The sequence below is a fragment of the Verrucomicrobium sp. BvORR106 genome (assembly GCF_000739655.1).
Taxonomy (GTDB): domain Bacteria; phylum Verrucomicrobiota; class Verrucomicrobiia; order Verrucomicrobiales; family Verrucomicrobiaceae; genus Verrucomicrobium.
Map to the genome: position 1 here is coordinate 94,919 of NZ_BATR01000181.1, position 17,188 is coordinate 112,106.

At 58.9% G+C, this 17,188-nt stretch carries 16 protein-coding genes; 7 read left to right on the top strand and 9 right to left on the bottom strand.

Annotated elements, in window-relative coordinates; all coding sequences use genetic code 11:
• The first annotated feature begins 6 nt into the window (after positions 1–6).
• The 5 genes from BV106_RS32225 (at position 7) to BV106_RS32245 (ending at position 4,956) form a co-directional block, all read left to right on the top strand.
• Positions 7–1,416 carry a hypothetical protein gene (locus BV106_RS32225; RefSeq protein ID WP_038171806.1) on the top strand — a complete coding sequence of 470 codons (1,410 nt, stop codon included), beginning with the start codon at positions 7–9 and terminating at the stop codon, positions 1,414–1,416.
• An 86-nt stretch (positions 1,417–1,502) separates the two neighbouring features.
• Positions 1,503–2,888: a hypothetical protein gene (locus BV106_RS32230; protein WP_038171807.1), complete on the top strand. Its 1,386-nt coding sequence runs from the start codon at positions 1,503–1,505 to the stop codon at positions 2,886–2,888.
• A 267-nt stretch (positions 2,889–3,155) separates the two neighbouring features.
• Complete coding sequence (locus tag BV106_RS32235) at positions 3,156–3,539, top strand: hypothetical protein (protein ID WP_038171808.1); 384 nt, start codon at positions 3,156–3,158, stop codon at positions 3,537–3,539.
• Positions 3,540–3,610: 71 nt separating this feature from the next.
• Positions 3,611–4,501, top strand: a complete 891-nt coding sequence (locus BV106_RS32240; RefSeq protein WP_038171810.1) for a hypothetical protein — start codon at positions 3,611–3,613, stop codon at positions 4,499–4,501.
• Between the two features lie 65 nt (positions 4,502–4,566).
• Complete coding sequence (locus BV106_RS32245; protein ID WP_265596302.1) at positions 4,567–4,956, top strand: hypothetical protein; 390 nt, start codon at positions 4,567–4,569, stop codon at positions 4,954–4,956.
• 60 nt (positions 4,957–5,016) lie between these two features.
• On the opposite strand, the gene BV106_RS32250 is transcribed toward BV106_RS32245, so the two are convergent.
• The 3 genes from BV106_RS32250 to BV106_RS32265 form a co-directional block, all read right to left on the bottom strand.
• Positions 5,017–5,466, bottom strand: coding sequence for a hypothetical protein (locus BV106_RS32250; protein ID WP_265596303.1), 450 nt, complete (start codon positions 5,464–5,466; stop codon positions 5,017–5,019).
• 468 nt (positions 5,467–5,934) lie between these two features.
• A complete protein-coding gene (gene bla, locus BV106_RS32260; RefSeq protein ID WP_038172026.1) occupies positions 5,935–6,846 on the bottom strand; it encodes a class A beta-lactamase in 912 nt (303 codons plus the stop codon).
• Between the two features lie 131 nt (positions 6,847–6,977).
• Positions 6,978–8,114: an SGNH/GDSL hydrolase family protein gene (locus BV106_RS32265; RefSeq protein ID WP_038171818.1), complete on the bottom strand. Its 1,137-nt coding sequence runs from the start codon at positions 8,112–8,114 to the stop codon at positions 6,978–6,980.
• 204 nt (positions 8,115–8,318) lie between these two features.
• On the opposite strand from BV106_RS32265, the gene BV106_RS32270 reads away from it, so the two are divergent.
• On the top strand, positions 8,319–9,599 hold the full coding sequence (locus BV106_RS32270) for a glycosyltransferase (RefSeq protein ID WP_038171820.1): 1,281 nt from the start codon (positions 8,319–8,321) through the stop codon (positions 9,597–9,599).
• A 12-nt stretch (positions 9,600–9,611) separates the two neighbouring features.
• Here the strand turns inward: BV106_RS32270 and BV106_RS32275 are convergent, their stop codons facing one another.
• The 5 genes from BV106_RS32275 to BV106_RS32295 all read right to left on the bottom strand — a co-directional run bounded on the left by BV106_RS32275 (position 9,612) and on the right by BV106_RS32295 (position 15,089).
• Positions 9,612–10,649 carry an FAD:protein FMN transferase gene (locus BV106_RS32275; RefSeq protein ID WP_265596305.1) on the bottom strand — a complete coding sequence of 346 codons (1,038 nt, stop codon included), beginning with the start codon at positions 10,647–10,649 and terminating at the stop codon, positions 9,612–9,614.
• 115 nt (positions 10,650–10,764) lie between these two features.
• Positions 10,765–12,417, bottom strand: coding sequence for an SUMF1/EgtB/PvdO family nonheme iron enzyme (locus tag BV106_RS32280; protein ID WP_265596306.1), 1,653 nt, complete (start codon positions 12,415–12,417; stop codon positions 10,765–10,767).
• Between the two features lie 316 nt (positions 12,418–12,733).
• The gene (locus BV106_RS32285; RefSeq protein ID WP_038171824.1) at positions 12,734–14,032 is read right to left on the bottom strand and encodes a Gfo/Idh/MocA family oxidoreductase; all 1,299 of its coding nucleotides are present in this window, start codon (positions 14,030–14,032) and stop codon (positions 12,734–12,736) included.
• A gap of 180 nt (positions 14,033–14,212) precedes the next feature.
• On the bottom strand, positions 14,213–14,674 hold the full coding sequence (locus BV106_RS32290; protein WP_038171826.1) for a hypothetical protein: 462 nt from the start codon (positions 14,672–14,674) through the stop codon (positions 14,213–14,215).
• Between the two features lie 91 nt (positions 14,675–14,765).
• Positions 14,766–15,089 (bottom strand): hypothetical protein, encoded by a 324-nt coding sequence (locus tag BV106_RS32295; protein WP_038171828.1) that lies wholly within the window; start codon positions 15,087–15,089, stop codon positions 14,766–14,768.
• 240 nt (positions 15,090–15,329) lie between these two features.
• On the opposite strand from BV106_RS32295, the gene BV106_RS32300 reads away from it, so the two are divergent.
• Complete coding sequence (locus BV106_RS32300) at positions 15,330–16,463, top strand: esterase (protein WP_265596307.1); 1,134 nt, start codon at positions 15,330–15,332, stop codon at positions 16,461–16,463.
• Between the two features lie 4 nt (positions 16,464–16,467).
• On the opposite strand, the gene BV106_RS32305 is transcribed toward BV106_RS32300, so the two are convergent.
• Positions 16,468–17,184, bottom strand: coding sequence for a ubiquinone/menaquinone biosynthesis methyltransferase (locus tag BV106_RS32305; RefSeq protein ID WP_038171830.1), 717 nt, complete (start codon positions 17,182–17,184; stop codon positions 16,468–16,470).
• Between the last annotated feature and the right edge of the window lie 4 nt (positions 17,185–17,188).

Genomic DNA, 17,188 nt, shown 5'->3' on the forward strand with positions numbered 1-17,188 from the left:
CTCACCATGACTACGGCTGAACAAGCGGCGGCATCCGTCTCCTCCCGTCGGGTATGGAGGATAGGGCTGGGCCTTCTGACACTCCTGCTCGCCATCGTCGGCTGGCTCATCATCTTTCTCGACGGCCCGCCACCTGACGACGCTGACATAATTCCCCAGTGGTCCACTCAGACCACGGACAGCAACCCTCTGGCGGTCTTCTGTGCTGATATCAAGAAGACTTCCGTAGAGGAAGTGTTCACGATACCCGAATCCACTCGCTACCTGCACAAGGGAAGTGAGGCCGAGGTCCAAGCTTTTCTCGACAGCCAGTCGATGGCCTTCACCCTCTTTGATCACCTGATGGCTACCGATCCCGCCACCTGGCAATGGCCAGGCGGGATTCAGGTGACCGACATCATGGCCCCACCGGACTACTTCGCAAAGATTAGAGAAATGTCGTTCACGATGCGAATGAAGGTTCAACAACTTTCCCGACAAGGCCATCACGAAGAAGCCTTGCAACATTGCCTGTCGTTGGTGGCATTCGGCCATCGGCTTCACGGATCAAAGGGGACCATCATTCACCAAATGGCGGCCAGCACCACATTTACCACCGCTCTCAGTTTGATCGAAGAGGTCATGGCAAATGGAGCCTTCACCGAAGGCCAGCTGCAACAGATCCAAATGGATCTCGAGCCGTTGATCGGATGCAGCCCGACTGACTATGCATTCGCCCTACGCGGTGAGTATCTCAGCCTCAAGCGCTGCCTTCCTGAAGCCCGCCAGAAGGGCTGGGGAGTGATGTACGATGGCTCCACGCCCTTGCCCGGTATCCTGGGGCGCATGGTGAAGACAAATCACACCATGAGCCTTGATCTCGCCCTGATGCGCCCCGTCGTCGCTGCCCTCACACGGTCCTGGCACGAAGCCCTGATCGCAAACGAACAGCTATCCCGCGATATTCAACATCTGCAAAGTCAAATCCATAAGCCCCGGTTCTATCTTGACGGAAATTACGGCGGCAAGGTCCTCGTGATTCAAACTCACACCATGACGAACTTCCTCCCTAGAATCCTTGCTACCAATTCCCAGTATCAGGAAGTGCTCACTATGCTCGCGCTCCGTCGGTTCGAGTTGCAACACGGCCGTCTGCCTGCCACCCTTGACGAACTTGTACCGACCTATCTCGCCGCCCCGCCCATCGATCCATTCAGCGATGCGCCCCTGCGGTGGGACGCCTCGCGCAAGATCCTCTATTCCGTAGGCCCCAACCTCACGGACGACGGCGGGGCCATTGACCCCGGCAAGCGCCGTCGGGGCGAAGACGCAGGGAACTTGTATTGGTGGAGCCCTGAAGCCATCAGAGAGCGCGAGGAACAATTGCAGGAGAAGAACACTTCCAGCCCAGGCAAACGGAAGACCAGATCATTGTAGCAGGCCCCGTTCCGCGCCCTCGCCCACTGAGGTTCACCTTCAGTTCTTCAAAAATACCTAACGCCCGTCAATCAACAAACCTGCCAATGGCCAAGAAGCCTGAACATGTCGTGCCGGATGCCCGGCGTCAGTCCCGAGCTGTCTGGAGCGTCGCACTCAGCCTCCTGGCCCTTACCATGATCGGCCCAGTCGTGTTCCTCGCGATATACGATGGCCCCGCCCCTGATGACACCCTCATGAAACCAGACTGGACTTCGGTCGGCAAGGGAACCGATCCATCTCCTCTCGCGAAGTTTATTGAAGCCCTCCGTATCCCGACAGACCCATCGTCTGAGCCTTTCTGGATGCTGGTGCCCCTCACCCCAGAGCAAGAGCAGTTTCAGGCTGACCATTCGTCCGCTTTCGCAGCAGTAGATGCACTTCTTGACACTGACCCGTCCACATGGATCTGGCCGGACGCCGGACTCCCGCATGATTTCAAACTCTTTTTTGGTTCACCGGTACAACTCCACCTTCTCGAGAGTTTTCTAGAGCAGCGTCTGCTTGATCATCGCAAGTCAGATCGGCTTGATCTCGGCATTGCCGACTGCCTCAAACTGATTCGGCTGGGTTGTCACCTCAGCCGCGTCAAACAAAGCCTCCAACGGATGGAACAGGCTCTTGAACTTCAAGCCTATGCTGAAAAGTCCCTTGAAAAATTACTGACTCACCCAGGCACTTCCGAATCACAGATTCAGTCTTGCTTGGAAACCTTGCTCGCACTTGAGGGACCGGATCGCGAGCACTTGAGATTTGCCATCCAAGTCCACCATGAGTGGGTCACGCAATTCATCAGCGATCATGCAAACCAGGATACATTCTTTAAAAGCAACTGGCCGGGTGACAGACCGGTACTCGCCGATGAAATCAAGGTCAATCAATGCCTCACTATGTGGCTTTCCCGGGCCAAGCCCCTGTTTGAAGGACTTGCGGTTGACTGGAACACCGGACTATCCATAGCAAATCGGCAACCTCCCCAGCCATCCGCAACATTCGCTAGGCTGACTCGGATTCGCCTCACTCTGTCCCGGAATCGCTTCGGAGCCGAAGAGACGGAACAGTTTTCCGAACGTCTTTGTACTCAGCCAAACAATGTCATGGATCACGCTGCCGTGCATGACATCATCGTCCAAATCCTTGCCCTACGTCTCTACGAGCTTCGCCAGGGTCGCCTGCCTACTCACCTGGAGGAACTGACATCCAGTATCCTTCCCTCGCTTCCCACTGACCTCTACAGTAAACTCCCCTACCGCTGGAATCAAACCACTCAGACCCTCTACTCCATAGGAGCCGATGGCACAGACAGTGACGGAAACATCAACCACGTCTCTCCGATCCCTAAGTCCAGCGAAGGCTTTCGTTTCAATCGAAAAGATGTTGGTCAATACTACTGGTGGGGCGAAGAAGCACGCAAGCATCCCATAGAACGGTGAGGGTGCATCCGGGAACAAGGAGCTGAAGCGTGCACAAGATGCCCCTTCTCTCCGATCCCACCAAGCATCGACTGACACCACGGATCCCTGGCAGACGGCGGAACCGACCCACGCAAAGCGACCCGCCCACTCGGTGATTGCCCTGCGAATTCACGCCTAATTCACATGCCCTTCCTAGATCCTTCACACGGTACAGCAAGAATGCGGAGAGTCACGTCCCACCGCGCAAGTCCGCCAACCGAACACGCCCGCCACACTCCCCCACTCGTGAAAAGGCCCTTCCTCGTTATCCTTCTCCTCGCAGTACTGCTCTTCGGGTTCGTGATCTGGCGAGCCCAGGGCATTGTTCTTGCAGAAGCAAACGCCCCTCAGGGAGTCGGCGTGGTCACCGTACGTAAAGTCTTCTGGCATCCTTGGTCGATTGGAGCCCTGCTGGGGCAAGGTGAGTCCTTCATTTGCGCCGACTATCGGCGGAATGCGGGAGGCCCCATCTTCAGCAGTTTCGGCTTCTATGGTGAAAGCTTCTATCCGAAAAACGTGGAGATCCACTGGAGTAGCGCCGGGCGCGCCAAGGTCATCATGGACGGTGTTGCCTACATGCACCTTTCTGAAGAAAACTGGTTATGGTCTGAACCTGGCAAGCCGGGCTAGGAGGTTCGCCCACAGCTATTCAACATCCAGCTCATCCTTTGTGTCGTCGATGGCACCCCACCCCTGCGCCTATGTCCGAAGAACCAGCCATCCTCAAGTCGGCAGAAGCTGATGGTTTCGATGACCGCCCTTCAAGCGCTCAGAAGGTCCGCTTCGGTTGTGCCATTCTCTTGCTACTGCTGCTATGGCTCACCGTCACACTCTATTTGGTGGATGTGCCGGCACCTCACGATCAGGATCTTAGTCCCCAGTGGTCTGAAATCTCTGAGGACAAAAATCCGCTGGTCAAGTTTGTCCTAGAGTACCGAGCCGTCAGAGTCCGACGACCTGCGCCCTACCTCACCAAAAGCAGTCATTCCGGCAGCGCCGCCGCACACGCAGCGGCAACATACAACCTTGAAATCAACCAACACGCCCTGTCGGCTTTTGACAAACTGCTCGCCAGCAGTCATTCCTCGTGGCGCTGGCGGGGCATAGGACCCGACGTCGGCTCCAACTACTTGGAGGACAAGACTCACTCTCTCCTTCCTGCCCAGAATGAAGTCATCACGATGGCGGAGATTGTGCAGATGCGAGGGATGCATCTCGCCGCCAGCGGAGAGCCAGAAAAGGCTGTCCGTCAGTTTCTGGATCTACTTCTGTATTTCCAGCGTCTGGACGCGGCCGAAGGGCAACTCCCGCAACAGATGCTCGTAATGGATTTGCGCCGCAGAGCGTTGCTCCAACTGGATGCCCTTTTGCGAAACTCCACGGTCCACCTGTCTCCGGAGACGTTCCCCCTCCTTGTCAACCGCCTTCAGACTCTGGAACCATCACGCTCCGGTCTACAGTTTATGCTTCACGCAGAGTACGAACTGTGGTCCCACAGAATGGGTCAATGGTTCACGATCCACGGTTTCCAGGCAGCGTTTTGGATCGACCACGGGCCCTGTATCCCGAAGCCCAGTTCAAACCTAACTTGACGCTCGTCGCCTACGGGTGGCGGATTCGACCTTTGCTTTTGGCACTGCAAGATGGATGGCCTTCCGTGCATCAACGTTTGCGTCATGAACCACCGCTTGCTGCGAAAACTGGGGTCACCAACTCCCTGCCCAGACTGGGCATCAACACCACTGGCGCCCAGGTCCTTCATCTCGTAGAAACGGGCTCCGAGGTCTTGGTGGAGGATCTGCTTGAACAGGTGGTCTCCCTGCGGCTCATGACTTCTCATCTCGCCCTACGTCAGTTCGAGCTCCAATTCCAACATCTCCCGAAAGAACCGGCTGAACTCTCTCCCTCCATTCTTGCCAGCCTTCCCATCGACCCTGGCACAGGCAAACCCATTCAATGGGACCCCGCATCCCGGCAGCTCTGTGTCAGGAACTTGAAGGGCGTCTTCACTTTGCACCCGTACTGGTGGAATTCTGAGACCAATTAGCCTTCAGTGGCCCAACCTATTAAGGGAGGGGATCGAGCAAGTTCACCTCAATCCCGATGGTCACGGTTCCTGCTTTCTTGAGAGGTAACCCTGTGTTTGCGGACCTGCCATGACCCGCGCAAATCCGGGAAGATGGCGGTGAAACCAACGTGGATACGCGAGATAGAGCAGGACAAAAAACGCGCAGAGCGGCACCAACACACAGAGAACGACGGAGGCCAGATCGTAGCTGATGCCCACGTGACGGAACCACTGGAGAAAATCCACCGATGCATCAAACATTCTCTCAGCAAACATCGTCCAGTTGCTCACCGTCAGATATAACACTGCTAGAAATACAGAGAACAAACTCAGGCAAACCGCCTTCCCCAGAATCTTGTCGATGAGGAGGAAAAACGCCATGGGCACGATCCCATAAAACACCACGATGTTGATCTCCTTGTAGGTGAGTCCGGTCACCGAAGCCATCCACTCCAACGCCTGATAGACGATGTAAAACGTGAAGCTCATATTGTGCGTGAGCCAGCAGCCCATTGTGGGGACCGCTCCACTCACCACAACAGTGACACTTACTCGGAGCCTTGCAACGTGGATCTCCTCGGCTCAAAGCCACTCCGCTTTCTCAGAAGAGATGGCCCACTCCCCCCCTCACAGGAAAGCTACGAAGTGGCAAGATCAAGCTGGCTCCAGAGCGAGGCAGACACTCCGTTACAACTCTTTGCCAAAGAACTCCGGCGCGCTCAGCATACAGATGGCTGTCAAAACGCCCAGCCCTGCGATGCCCCAGTAGCCTAAGTGCCAGACCCAAATGCCGGCGTGCACTAGTCCTCCCAGCAATCCCACGGCGATGGGCAGGACCCGACGCCCAGAATATAGGGACAATGCAATCGCAATTGCCCAAAGAGAATTAATTCCGTAGTACATTAGTCGTAACTAGTTCAGATCAAGACCCGACGCGGGCCACCCCAGTGTCAAAGCTCACCCTTTGACCGGCAGCATACCGAAGGCCTCCAACACCACACGGGCCGCCGCAGCGATCACCTCATTCTGCCACTTCGCATCCGCCGCCTTTTGCGTGTGATATATTGCGAGCACAATCGGCTTGCGCCCCGGTGGCCAAAGGATTGCAACGTCATTGGCCGTGCCGTAGTCCCCTGATCCTGTCTTGTCGCCCACCTTCCAGTCAGGAGGCACCGCCACCCGGATCCTTTTGTCCCCGGTGGTATTGCCTTGCAGCCACTCCACCAGCTTCGCACGCTGCGTCTCTGGCAGTCCGTCGCCCAATGCCAGCTTCCGCAAGCTGTGCCCCATCGCTGCCGGGCTCGAGGTATCACGCGGATCACCTGGCAACGCCGTGTTCAATTCTGTCTCCCATCGATCCAGGCGGAACTGCGAGTCGCCGATTGATCGCGCAAACGCCGTCACCGCGCCAGGCCCACCCAGGATCTTCATCAGAAGATTCGCCGCTGTATTGTCACTGTACTGCATGGCGGCCGCGCACAACGCCTCCACCGTCATCCCGTCTTTCACATGCTTCTCCGTGACAGGTGAATAGGTCACCAGTTCCTCTTTCGCATAGGAGATACGCCGCGTCATCAACCCTGCATCCTGCACACTCTGTTTCAGAATCGCCGAGGTCAGGATCATCTTGAAGGTGCTGCACACGGGGAACCGCTCTTCCGACCGGTGCTTTACTTCCATGCCGCTCTCGATATCAAGTGCATACACACCCAGTCGGGCGCCATCCGGGCCTTCTATTCCCTCAAGCTTGCTGATGGCAGCAGCCAGCGTCGCGACCGACTCTTGAGCAGACAAGGTTGCCATTCGGGGTGCCACCACTCCAGCCACGCCAAGCAGCCAAACGGTTCTACAAAAAGAAGAGCGAGTCATCATGCTTAAATCAGATCTTACTGTGCGGCAAACCATCCGGCAAGACCAGGCCGTTGTCCCGAGGCATTCGGAGCCATCCCGCAGTTCCACGCGCTGACGATAGTATATGTCAGTCCCTGGAAAGCGCCGGATTACCTCTCCGGTGCCACTGGCATGCCCAATACCTTGCGCAGCACCGGCTCCAGCCCCCTCGCATAGAGGAACATGCCGTAGCTGTTCGCATGGCGGGCGTCCGACAATGCATCCGCTTGCTCTGCGGAGATCAACGTCAAGCCATCCACGTAATGGATGTTCTTGTCCCCCGCCTTTTGTTTCTCTTCCACCAGCTTGGGAATGAGCAGACGTTTTGCCAGCTGATACTGCCCCATGCGACTGCCAAACACTTCTGACGGATTGTAGTACGGTCCCGTCACCACGATGGGGGTATCAGGAAACTTCACCCGGATGATGGCGATGAACTCGGGAAAGGTCTTCTCATACACCTCCGGTGCGGGATTGGCCCAGTAGTCGATGACAAACACCGCTGCGGGAATCTCCGCCACCGCCCGGGCCAGGGCCGGCTCCCCCATCCCGTTGCCCGAGAACCCCAGGTTCACGAAGTCCGTGTCCAGCCAACGTCCCAGCAGACAGGGAAATGTTCCTCCGGGATTCGTGGCCTGAGCCCCCTGGGTGATACTGGACCCGTAGTACACGACCGGCTTGTCTCGCGAATACGGCTTGCCCGCTTCCAGCCTGGCCCCTTGATCCAAGACAAGACTCTCCACTGTGGCCGGGCTGCCCATGGGCAGATAAATTTCCACGTCCCGCATCACGCGCTCTGTCCCCAGGGTCCACTCCTTCTTGAGGACCGCATTTTCATCCGGCAAAGCACTGCCCAGATAGCGCCCCTCGCTGTACAGATCCATGCCGATCAGAGCCATGGGTGGTGAAGGGGCCAGCTTGTACTTTCCCGTCACCGCATGGATCCCCACGTTCAGAGAATCCGTTCGAAACCGGAGCCTGGCCCCCGCAGGACTTTGGGAAAGCTGCCACACCTTGGGCGGCACGGACGCCTTCAGCCTGTCTGGTAATCGCTTCAGTTTGGCCTCCTCCTTCCACCACGCCAAACCAGACACCGTGATTCGCGGATCAGGGAACGCCATCACCTGTCTTGCTGTCGCGACCGCGCCCGACTCCGGCTGACCGGCAGGCTTCCCGGGTGTAACCTCGTTGGGTGCAGCTGCCGTCAGATTCCCCCACGCCACAAGGCCCAGCAACGAAGGAATCATCCCTGTCCAAAGGCGCCATTTGAGGAAGGACAGGTTGTGAGCGGGATCTGACGATGAAGTCACCATTCTCACAAGACGTTGCGAATCCGGCAGATGCTTCACCCGACTCACCCATGAAGGAACGACGCAGGCAGCAATCATCACTTTCTGGGTGCATGCCGCGCCCCAGCCCGTTAGTCTCACGCTCAGCCCCCAGTCCTCCCCATGGCCCACTTCCTCCTCGTTCCATTTGGCAGCGCCGGTGACGTCAATCCGTTCATCTGGATGGGCCGCCTGCTCAAGGCGCGCGGACACGATGTGGAGCTGATCACCTCCCCGCTCTTCGACGATGCGGCCCGTCGGGCGGATCTCCGCTTCACCGGCGTGGGCAACAAAGAAGAATACGAGAAGATCCTGAGCCACCCCGATCTCTGGAAGCCCTACAAGGGCACGGCACTGGTCTTTGAGATGGCCGGCAAGCTGCTGCGCCCGTTCTATGAAACTATCGCCGAACGCATCCGCCCCGGCGAGACCGTCCTGGCCGCGCCTTTCACCATGATGGCCGCTCGCGCTGCGCGGGAGAAGTTCAAGTGCCCCCTGGTCACCGTGCACCTGCAGCCCGTCTGTTTCCTGAGCGTGCACGACACCCCCATCATCATGCCAGGCACTGAGTGGATGCTGAAGCTGCCGGTGTGGGCCAAGAAGATCCTCTTCTCCCTGCCGAACCCTTCAGATTTCAAGCTCACGCCCCAGGTCAAAGCGATGTGCCGGGAGATCAACATCCCGGGACCTCGGCGCGTGGTGCCCGACTGGATGCATTCCCCCGATGCCAATCTGGCACTGTTCCCGGAGTGGTTCGCCGCCCCCCAACCCGACTGGCCGGCCAACACCCACACCGTCGGCTTCCCGCTCGCCGACCTCCGAACGCTTTTCGAGCTCCCGCCCGATCTCGCCGCCTGGCTTCAGGAAGGCACCAAACCGGTCCTCTTCACTCCAGGGACTGGCAACACTCAGGCCAGGGCTTTCTTCCGCGAAGGACTGGCGGCGTGCGAAAAGCTGGGACTGCGCGCCCTGCTGGGCACGAGCTTCCCGGAGCAGCTTCCCACCCCACTGCCTTCGTTTGCCCGGCACTTTGCCTACCTGCCATTCAGTGAGGTGCTCCCTCACGTCTCCGCGTTTGTGCACCATGGCGGCATTGGTACGCTCTCCCAGGGACTGGCCGCCGGGGTGCCCCAGCTCATCATGCCCATGGGACACGACCAACCGGACAACGTGATGCGCCTGCAGCGCCTGGGCACCGGCGATTACCTTGAACCCAAACACTTCAAGGCCGAAGCCGTGGCGGCGAAGCTCGGCCATCTGGTTCGGGACGCCACGGTCAAGGAGGCCGCAGCACGTGCCTCGACACTCTGCCGTGCCGATGAACCCGCCGCCAAGGCGGTCGCCGTGATGGAGTCCGCAGGCGCTGCGGCACGTTCAGGGCGCTACCTGTTCCAGTGCCCGTAGGTTGCCTCATTTTCAGTCACCCCGTTGGGGGCCATCCTTGGCAGGCCGTGCCCCCCAATTCATCAATTGGGTCTTGAACCCTCCCTCCTGATCCTCCTGCCACGTCATGCGCACCTGCATCTGAAGTGCTGGATTCGATTTCAAAAACGCCTCCGTCTTCTTCACTCCCATGACGCAGAAGGCCGTGGCATAAGCGTCTGCAGTGGTGGAATCAGGAGCCACCACGCTACAGGCAATGCGGTCCGTCAATCCCAGCCCGGTCTTCGGGTTCACGATATGCGAGTACCGCCTGCCGCCGAGTTCAAGGATTTGATGCAGGTCCCCGGAAGTGGAGCACCCACAGTTGCTCAGCGTCACGTGCTCAAACCGGTCGGCATCCTCCGCGTTTTCAAAAGTGCGCAACGCCACATCCCAGCCGGGTTTCCCAGGGGGCGGATCCCCAAAGGCGAGATCCCCGCTTGCAGCCACGACCGCCCGGGTGAAGCCATGCTCTCGCAGCACCTTCAGTGCAGCGTCCGCAGCGTACCCTTTGCCGATGCCGCCCAGGTCGATCAGCACCTTCCCGGCCAACTTCGTGACACTCCTTTGCTCCTCATTCATCTGCACCTTGCGCCAGTCGGCCATGGCCACCGCCTTTTGCGTCTCCGCTTCATCCGGCAGTTGTTTCCTCCGTTTCGCCCGGCGCCACTGCTGCACCGCGTACGCCGCCGTTATGTCGAAGGCTCCTTCGGTCAGACGCGAGGCCTCCGCTGATCTGGCCAGCAAAGCGAACAGATCATCGCTCACCTTCACCGCCTGGCCTGCCGGGGCCCGATTCAGACGGCTCAGTTCACTCTCTGGCAGATAGTCCGAGACAGCGGCATTGATCGCCTCCACTCTCTTGTAGGCAGCCTCCACCGCCACCCCAGCCTTTGCCTCATCTTCAGCGTACAGCGTAATGTAGAAGACAGAGCCCATCTGGGGGCGTGAGTACTGGTACCGCTTCAGCGCAGCATCCTCTTCAGCATGCGCCTTGCAGCCCAAGCTCCATGCCAGGAGCCCAACAACCAAGAAAGCAATCCTCCTGTGCATACGCATCCTCATGAGCCAAAGTAAAAGAGGCGACGCTTCCGCAGGAAACGCCGCCGCCTTCATCAACTCACAAATCTAAAATCCAAGCTGCCTCTTACTCTTTTTCCACGCCGTTGTTCCAGTAGTGGAACATTTCTTCGGCACTGGGAATCTCCAGAGGACGCACAATACGGAAGCCGAGGAACTTGGCGTCCGTGAGGTACCAGATGCTCTTGGGGAGCTGGGGATCCTGCTGCTTCCAGTCGGGGTTGGAGCCACGACGCACCGCGGCGCGGAGGCCGACAGCGTCATCGTCATAGGAGCCACCACGAGCCGTCTGGGGATAGGGCTTCTTGGACTTCACATAGAAGCCCACGGACTTGTCACCCAGAGTAGCGAGGTTCTTGTAGTAGTCGGGCTCGTACTGGTCGATCGTCCACTCGCACACGTTGCCGAGGATGTCATACAGACCCCAAGGGTTGGCCTTCTTCTTGCCCACCTGGGAGTATTGGAAGTTCGGTGCGTTGTCGTAGTACCACTCGTACTCCTTGGCCTGGCTCGCCTCATTGCCCCAATAATAGGCGGTCGTCGTACCAGCGCGAGCGGCATACTCCCACTCCTGCTCGGTCGGCAGGCGGTAGAAGTGGCCCGTCTGAGCGCTCAGCCACTGGCAATACTTGTTGGCCGCGTGCTGCGTCATGCAAATGGCGGGATAGCCATCCGTACCCATGCCGAAGCTCATCTCGGTATAGGGGGTCGTGGGCTGGGAAATAACATCCGCAATCCCGTCCGCCGGGTTTGGCTTCTGTTTGGAGCCGTTCTTGTTGCGGCCCACATCCGTGATCATGAAGGGGAGGTACTCATCCCAGGTCACTTCGTGCACCCCCATCCAGAAGGGTTTCACTTTCGCCTTCACCTGGGGCCCCTCGTCATCCTTTCGACCCTGCTCGGACTCCGGGCTGCCCATGAGAAACTCACCACCTTTGATCGCGGCCATTTTGTAGCCGATGCCCGTCTTGGGCACCTTGCTGTCATAGGCCTTCATCTCCCCTTCGGCTTTCTCCTTGGAAGTCTGCACGATGAAATCGTGGATCTTCTTCGCCAGCTCCATGTTGTCGAGGCTCTCGGTGGTCGGGCCTTTCTTTTCCTTGGCCTTCAGCGTCACCCCTTCAGGCCACACCGCCCCTTGGTCGATCCAGCCCCGCAGCAGATCAAGCTGCTCTTTCTTCAGAGGGCCACCACTCTTGGCGGGCGGCATGAGGTCATCGTGGTCCGCCGGCAGAGATGCCAGGGAGTACACGGAACTCTTGGCAGAGTTGAAAGCAATGATCGTCGGCGCATTCTCACCCGTGGTGAAGGCGTCCTTCTTCGTCGCGAGATTCAGGTCGCCCTTGGCCTTGTCGGCATTGTGGCAGGAGAGGCAGTTCTCCTCCAGGATGGGCTGGATGTGCTTCTCGAAGCTGACGCGCACGGTCTGCTCCAGCTTCACCTCTTTGGGCCAGTTGGCTCCCTGCTGCACCCAGAGCTTCAGGATCTCTGCCTGCTCCGGAGCCAGCAGCCCTTCCTTCTTGGGAGGCATGACCGCATCTTCATCCGCCGCCAGCACCGTTGTGGTATACAGGGGACTCTTGGCGGGATCACCCGGCACCAAGGCCGTCCCATTGTCGCCGCCTTTCACCGTCAGATCCAGCGTCGTCACATTCAGGCCGCCTTTGTCGGACTTGTCGTTGTGACAGTGCACACAGGCCGCCTCAAGGATCGGCTTCACATGTTGCTTGAAATCTGGTTTCTCGATCTTGGGGGGCCGCTTCAGCAAACACTGAAGCCCCGCCCAGAGGAAGAATGGAAGCGATGGCAAGTAGGGATGTCGGTCGCATGGGAACCAATGGCTTAGCACAGGGCGGGAGGGAGGAAACCCGAAAGTTCAGAGATCGAGTCTCAACTACGGACCTTCTCCCCCACCGTCAGTTTTTACGATGAGTGTTGAAAGAATGACGTTCTGATGACGGGTGCCGAAAGGCGGTTCACACCACCTCCCGACTCCCCATGAGGTTGTTCTCAGCAGGAGAGAACAGCACACAGCCTCAGGCCTTGATCAGACCTGGGCGCGCGATCGGGCCTGGATCAAACTTGTCCCCCCACTTCAGCGTGGCCTCAGGGGCCAGGTCTTCGTCGCTGGCAATGGCTTCCTGCCAGGTGATCTTCTTGCCTGAGTAGGCAGACATGCGGCCCATGATGCCCACCATCGTGCTGTGCAGCATCCAGGTGCCGTCGTTGAGCATCTCGCCCTTGCGAATCGCGGCGAAAAGCTCGTCGTGCTCCACCTGATACATGTTTTTCTCTTCACCACGGAAACGCCAGCGGTCCTCACCGTCGATGAAGGGCTTGTCCCCACGGCCGATGATCAGGGCACCTTTGGTGCCCCGGATGTAGTCCGCATTCTCGTTGTAGCAGCCTTTGATCTGGCGGCAGCCGAGGTGGGCCATCACATTGTTCGGGAATTCGTAAGCCACGTGGAAGTGGTCAAAGATGTTGCCGCCCTCATTCGGCAGCTGACGGCCGCCCGTCGCCACGCAGGAGATCGGGTCCGCGTCCTTGAGCGCCCAGCAGAGCTTGTCCACGCTGTGGATCGCCTGCTCCACCAGACCATCGCCACTCAGCCATGCGAAGTTGTACCAGTTGCGCACCTGCCACTCCACATCGCTCCACTCCGGCTTGCGGGCAGAGGCTTCTGGCATGGGCTTCACTGGGCCGGTGTAGTAGGTGGAAAAGACGGAGGTCAGGTCACCAACCTGGCCATCGTGCAGCCGCTTGAAGGCTTCCACACGGGAGGCACTGCGACGCCAGCAATAACCGGCCACCACGCTGAGCTTCTTCTCCTGGGATTTCTTGATGGCATCCAGTGCCACGCGATAGCCAGCCGGATCCACCGCCATGGGCTTCTCGCAGAAGATATGCTTGCCCGCTTCCACCGCAGCCGCCAGATGAGCCGGACGGAATCCGGGAGGGCTCGCGAGAATCACCACGTCACAGATCTCGATCAGCTTCTGGTAAGCATCGAGCCCGATGAACTGACGCTCTTTAGGCACGTCCACCCGGTTGGCAAAGCTGTCACCCAGCATCTTCACGCTGGCCTCAGCTTTCTCAGCAAAGGCATCCGCCACTGCGTAGAGGCTGGTGTTGTAGTCTGCACTCAGCGCCTGCTGGGCCGCACCCGTGCCACGGCCGCCGCAACCAACCAGACCGATTTTCAACGTATCCGCGTTCTTCGCGTCAGCGCCCGTCGCCCCCTTCAGGACGAAAGGAAACAACACCGGGGTGAAGGCGGCGGTGCGGCCCAGGAACGAACGGCGGTTGAGCGCTTGCAGTGTAGTGGGATTCATACGAAGGAAGTTTGACGATGCACAACGAAGTTCGCGCCAGCGACGCTACTTCTTTCCGTCAAATGGCCACGCCCTAAAAGGTGTGACACGCTTCCTGCAAAAATCCCCCCCTCTTCCCGGCGCAGCCTTCAATGGGCCGCCCGGGCCATCCCGCCTCCAGAACCCCCACTCACGGGCGGCTCAGGACACTACGTTTGTCAGATTGGGATCCAGACGCGGCGGCTGGGGCAGCCAGTTCTCCTCGTCATCTCCCCCGACCGTTTCGCCATTGCTTGGGCTCAGTGCCGCCGCGACCAGCAGCTGGGCATCATTGAGGAAAGTCTTTACCACGCCGGTGAGGAAGTCAGCCTCCTCCTGGCGAGTGTGCAGCAACACCACGCTGATATCGCCAGCGAAGACCACCAGGGCATGCACATCCGGGAACCCCAGCCAGAGGGAGTCCACCAGACGGGTCCCGCCACTTTGGAAATGATCCCGCCCATCGTTGAGCACCTGCACGAGTTGCTCTACCCGGAAATCCTCATACGGCATGAGGCTCACCAGGATCTGGCGACGCCATGAAAGACAGAGCCCGTTGACGGAGCCCGCGTGCTTGAGGCGCTCAAGGCTCGCGCGGAGGGAAGGAGTGATGGGATTGGCCATGGAGGTAGGATTGCGGGAGGAAGTTGTGATCAGAGCCAGTAGGCATCGAAGTGCCTGAAGGCCTTTCAGTCATCTGGGTGGGAGAAGAGGGTCACACTCCCTGCTGCCGCAGGGTCACCAGCAGCTCATTGTTGGAGACATTGGCATCCACCATGGCACCCACGGCTTGCGTGGAAGGTTTGTCCGTGCCCACTGGGAGCAAAAACATCATGGAAAACTCAGGCTCATGGATCGCGGCATACAGCGAGCCTCCCAGTTCCAGCGCACCGCCCACGCGATCTGCGAAGTGGCGCAGCCCCTGATAGTCCGCGGCAAAGTCATCCGCATCCTGTTGGCCGGATTCACTGATCACCAGGCCATTCTGAATCTCTAAAACCCGCAGTGAGGGCGCCGTCGCAGGAGAGGAGTCGTACATGATGGCAGATGTAATTTGTTGCTATCCTCTTTCCTCTCAAAAAAGACCCAGCGAGGCAAGAACAAAGCACTGGAGGGGACAGAAAGTGAGCGGGTTGCTGGATTTTAGAATCTTCATTAACATCGCATCTCCTCACTCCCAGCAGCATTACTTTTTCGTGGTTTCCGCATCATCAAGAAGGGAAAGCACTGGCCCGAGATGACTGACGGATTGCGGCCTCATCTCACGTATGCCCTCCCCATGAAGATCTGTTGCACCGCCCTTCTTCTATTGTTCGCCCTAACACCCGGCACTCAGGCCCAAGTCGCGTCCTCTGCTGAAGCGAGACCGGCCTCAGTCCCGACGCCAGTCCTATCCCCAGAGATCAAGGATGACCACAGTGTCACCTTTCGCCTGAAGGCCCCCAATGCCAAGACTGTCACTCTGCGTGGTCAGTGGGACAAGAACCCGCTCCCCCTCACCCGTGCGGAAGACGGCATCTGGTCAGGCACCTTTCCAACGGTGCCCCCGGGAGTCTGGGAATACAGCTTCGATGTCGACGGACTTTATCTCCTGGACCCTGGCAACCCTGCCATCAAACCCTCTCGGGAACCCAGGTCCAGCATCCTTCACATCCCCTCCAGCCCACCTGCCGCATGGGACTTCCAGGACGTGCCACACGGCACCGTGCATCAGCACACGTATTTCTCCAAGGCGCTGGGCCGCCCGCGCGAACTCGTCGTCTATACGCCCTCCCGCCACATCCCCAACACAGCGGGCCCGCTGCCCCTACTGGTTCTCCAGCATGGTTCAGGTGATAACCAGCAGACCTGGGTCACCCACGGGAAGGCTCACTGGATCCTCGACAACCTCATCGCTTCTGGAAAGGCCCGCCCCATGATCGTGGTCATGCTCGATGGCCATCCTCTGGGGAGAACCAGCCCTCAAGATCCCAACCGTCGAGCCGCCGCTCTTGACGCCTTCCGCCGTGAACTCTTTGAAGACGCCCTGCCGCTGGTGGAGACAGAATATCCAGTTTCCAAGGAACCCTCCAGCCGCGCCATCGCCGGTCTGAGCATGGGCGGAGGGCAGGCTCTGAGCATCGGCTTGAGCCATCTCGACCGCTTTGCCTGGGTGGGAGCCTTCAGCGCCGGCCCAGCCGATGAGAAAGTCACCGCCACGCTCCTGGCGGATGTTGCCTCCACGAATGCGAAACTGCGCCTGCTCTGGATCGGATGCGGCGTGGATGACAGGGCGCTGCTCAGAAACGAAGCCTTTGTCACCCAACTGAAAGCTGGTGGGATTGAGCATGAATGGCACGCCACTCCGGGAGCACACACCTGGCCACTCTGGCGCACCTACCTGGCGGATTTTCTGCCCAGGCTTTTTCAGTGACCAGCTAGCCCGCCTTACGAGCGTGATACAGGGACGCGATGCCGAAGCTCAGCGCAGCGGCGTCGCTTTTCTCAAAACCATTCTCGCAGATCATCGCGTTCATCTTCTCCCCGCTGGGGAAGGCCTCGATGGTGCCACACAGGTACTCATACGCAGCACGTTCTCCGGTGAGCCAGCCCGCCACGCGAGGCATCACATGACGGAGATAAAAAAGGTGTCCCGCCCGGATCAGCCCTGACTTGGGCAACGAGAAATCCAACACGAAAAGGTGCCCACCTGGTCGCAGGATGCGCGACATCTCTCTCAACGCATCGGGCCAGGAAGCCATGTTGCGAAGACCGAAGGCCACGGTGACCACATCAGCGCAGGCATCCTGCAGAGGCAGATTCATCCCATCCCCCACGACCAACTGGGTCAACCCTCGTTTCCGGGCCTCCATCAGCATGGGCTGGGAGAAATCCACCCCAAGAACCGCGGCGTCGGGACACCGACGCTGAATCTCCGCAGCTAGATCCCCACTGCCTGTGGCCAGATCAACCACCTGCTGCGGCTGGCACGCGGCGACTTCCCGCCCGGTGCGCCAACGCCAGATCACATCAATGCCCAGGCTCAACACATGGTTCGTCAGCACATAGCGACTGGCGATGGAGGCGAAGGCCTTCCGTACGAAGCTGGCGTCTTGCCCTTTCTTTGTGCCGCTGTCACTTGCTACTGTCTGCATGCCA

Excerpts from the sequence above, each read along its gene's own strand:
- BV106_RS32225 (WP_038171806.1), top strand. The coding sequence starts at position 7 with ATGACTACGGCTGAACAAGCGGCGGCATCCGTCTCCTCCCGTCGGGTA.
- BV106_RS32230 (WP_038171807.1), top strand. The coding sequence starts at position 1,503 with ATGGCCAAGAAGCCTGAACATGTCGTGCCGGATGCCCGGCGTCAGTCC.
- BV106_RS32240 (WP_038171810.1), top strand. The coding sequence starts at position 3,611 with ATGTCCGAAGAACCAGCCATCCTCAAGTCGGCAGAAGCTGATGGTTTC.
- BV106_RS32250 (WP_265596303.1), bottom strand. The coding sequence starts at position 5,466 with ATGAGCTTCACGTTTTACATCGTCTATCAGGCGTTGGAGTGGATGGCT.
- bla (WP_038172026.1), bottom strand. The coding sequence starts at position 6,846 with ATGACTCGCTCTTCTTTTTGTAGAACCGTTTGGCTGCTTGGCGTGGCT.
- BV106_RS32265 (WP_038171818.1), bottom strand. The coding sequence starts at position 8,114 with ATGATTCCTTCGTTGCTGGGCCTTGTGGCGTGGGGGAATCTGACGGCA.
- BV106_RS32270 (WP_038171820.1), top strand. The coding sequence starts at position 8,319 with ATGGCCCACTTCCTCCTCGTTCCATTTGGCAGCGCCGGTGACGTCAAT.
- BV106_RS32285 (WP_038171824.1), bottom strand. The coding sequence starts at position 14,032 with ATGAATCCCACTACACTGCAAGCGCTCAACCGCCGTTCGTTCCTGGGC.
- BV106_RS32290 (WP_038171826.1), bottom strand. The coding sequence starts at position 14,674 with ATGGCCAATCCCATCACTCCTTCCCTCCGCGCGAGCCTTGAGCGCCTC.
- BV106_RS32295 (WP_038171828.1), bottom strand. The coding sequence starts at position 15,089 with ATGTACGACTCCTCTCCTGCGACGGCGCCCTCACTGCGGGTTTTAGAG.
- BV106_RS32300 (WP_265596307.1), top strand. The coding sequence starts at position 15,330 with ATGAAGATCTGTTGCACCGCCCTTCTTCTATTGTTCGCCCTAACACCC.
- BV106_RS32305 (WP_038171830.1), bottom strand. The coding sequence starts at position 17,184 with ATGCAGACAGTAGCAAGTGACAGCGGCACAAAGAAAGGGCAAGACGCC.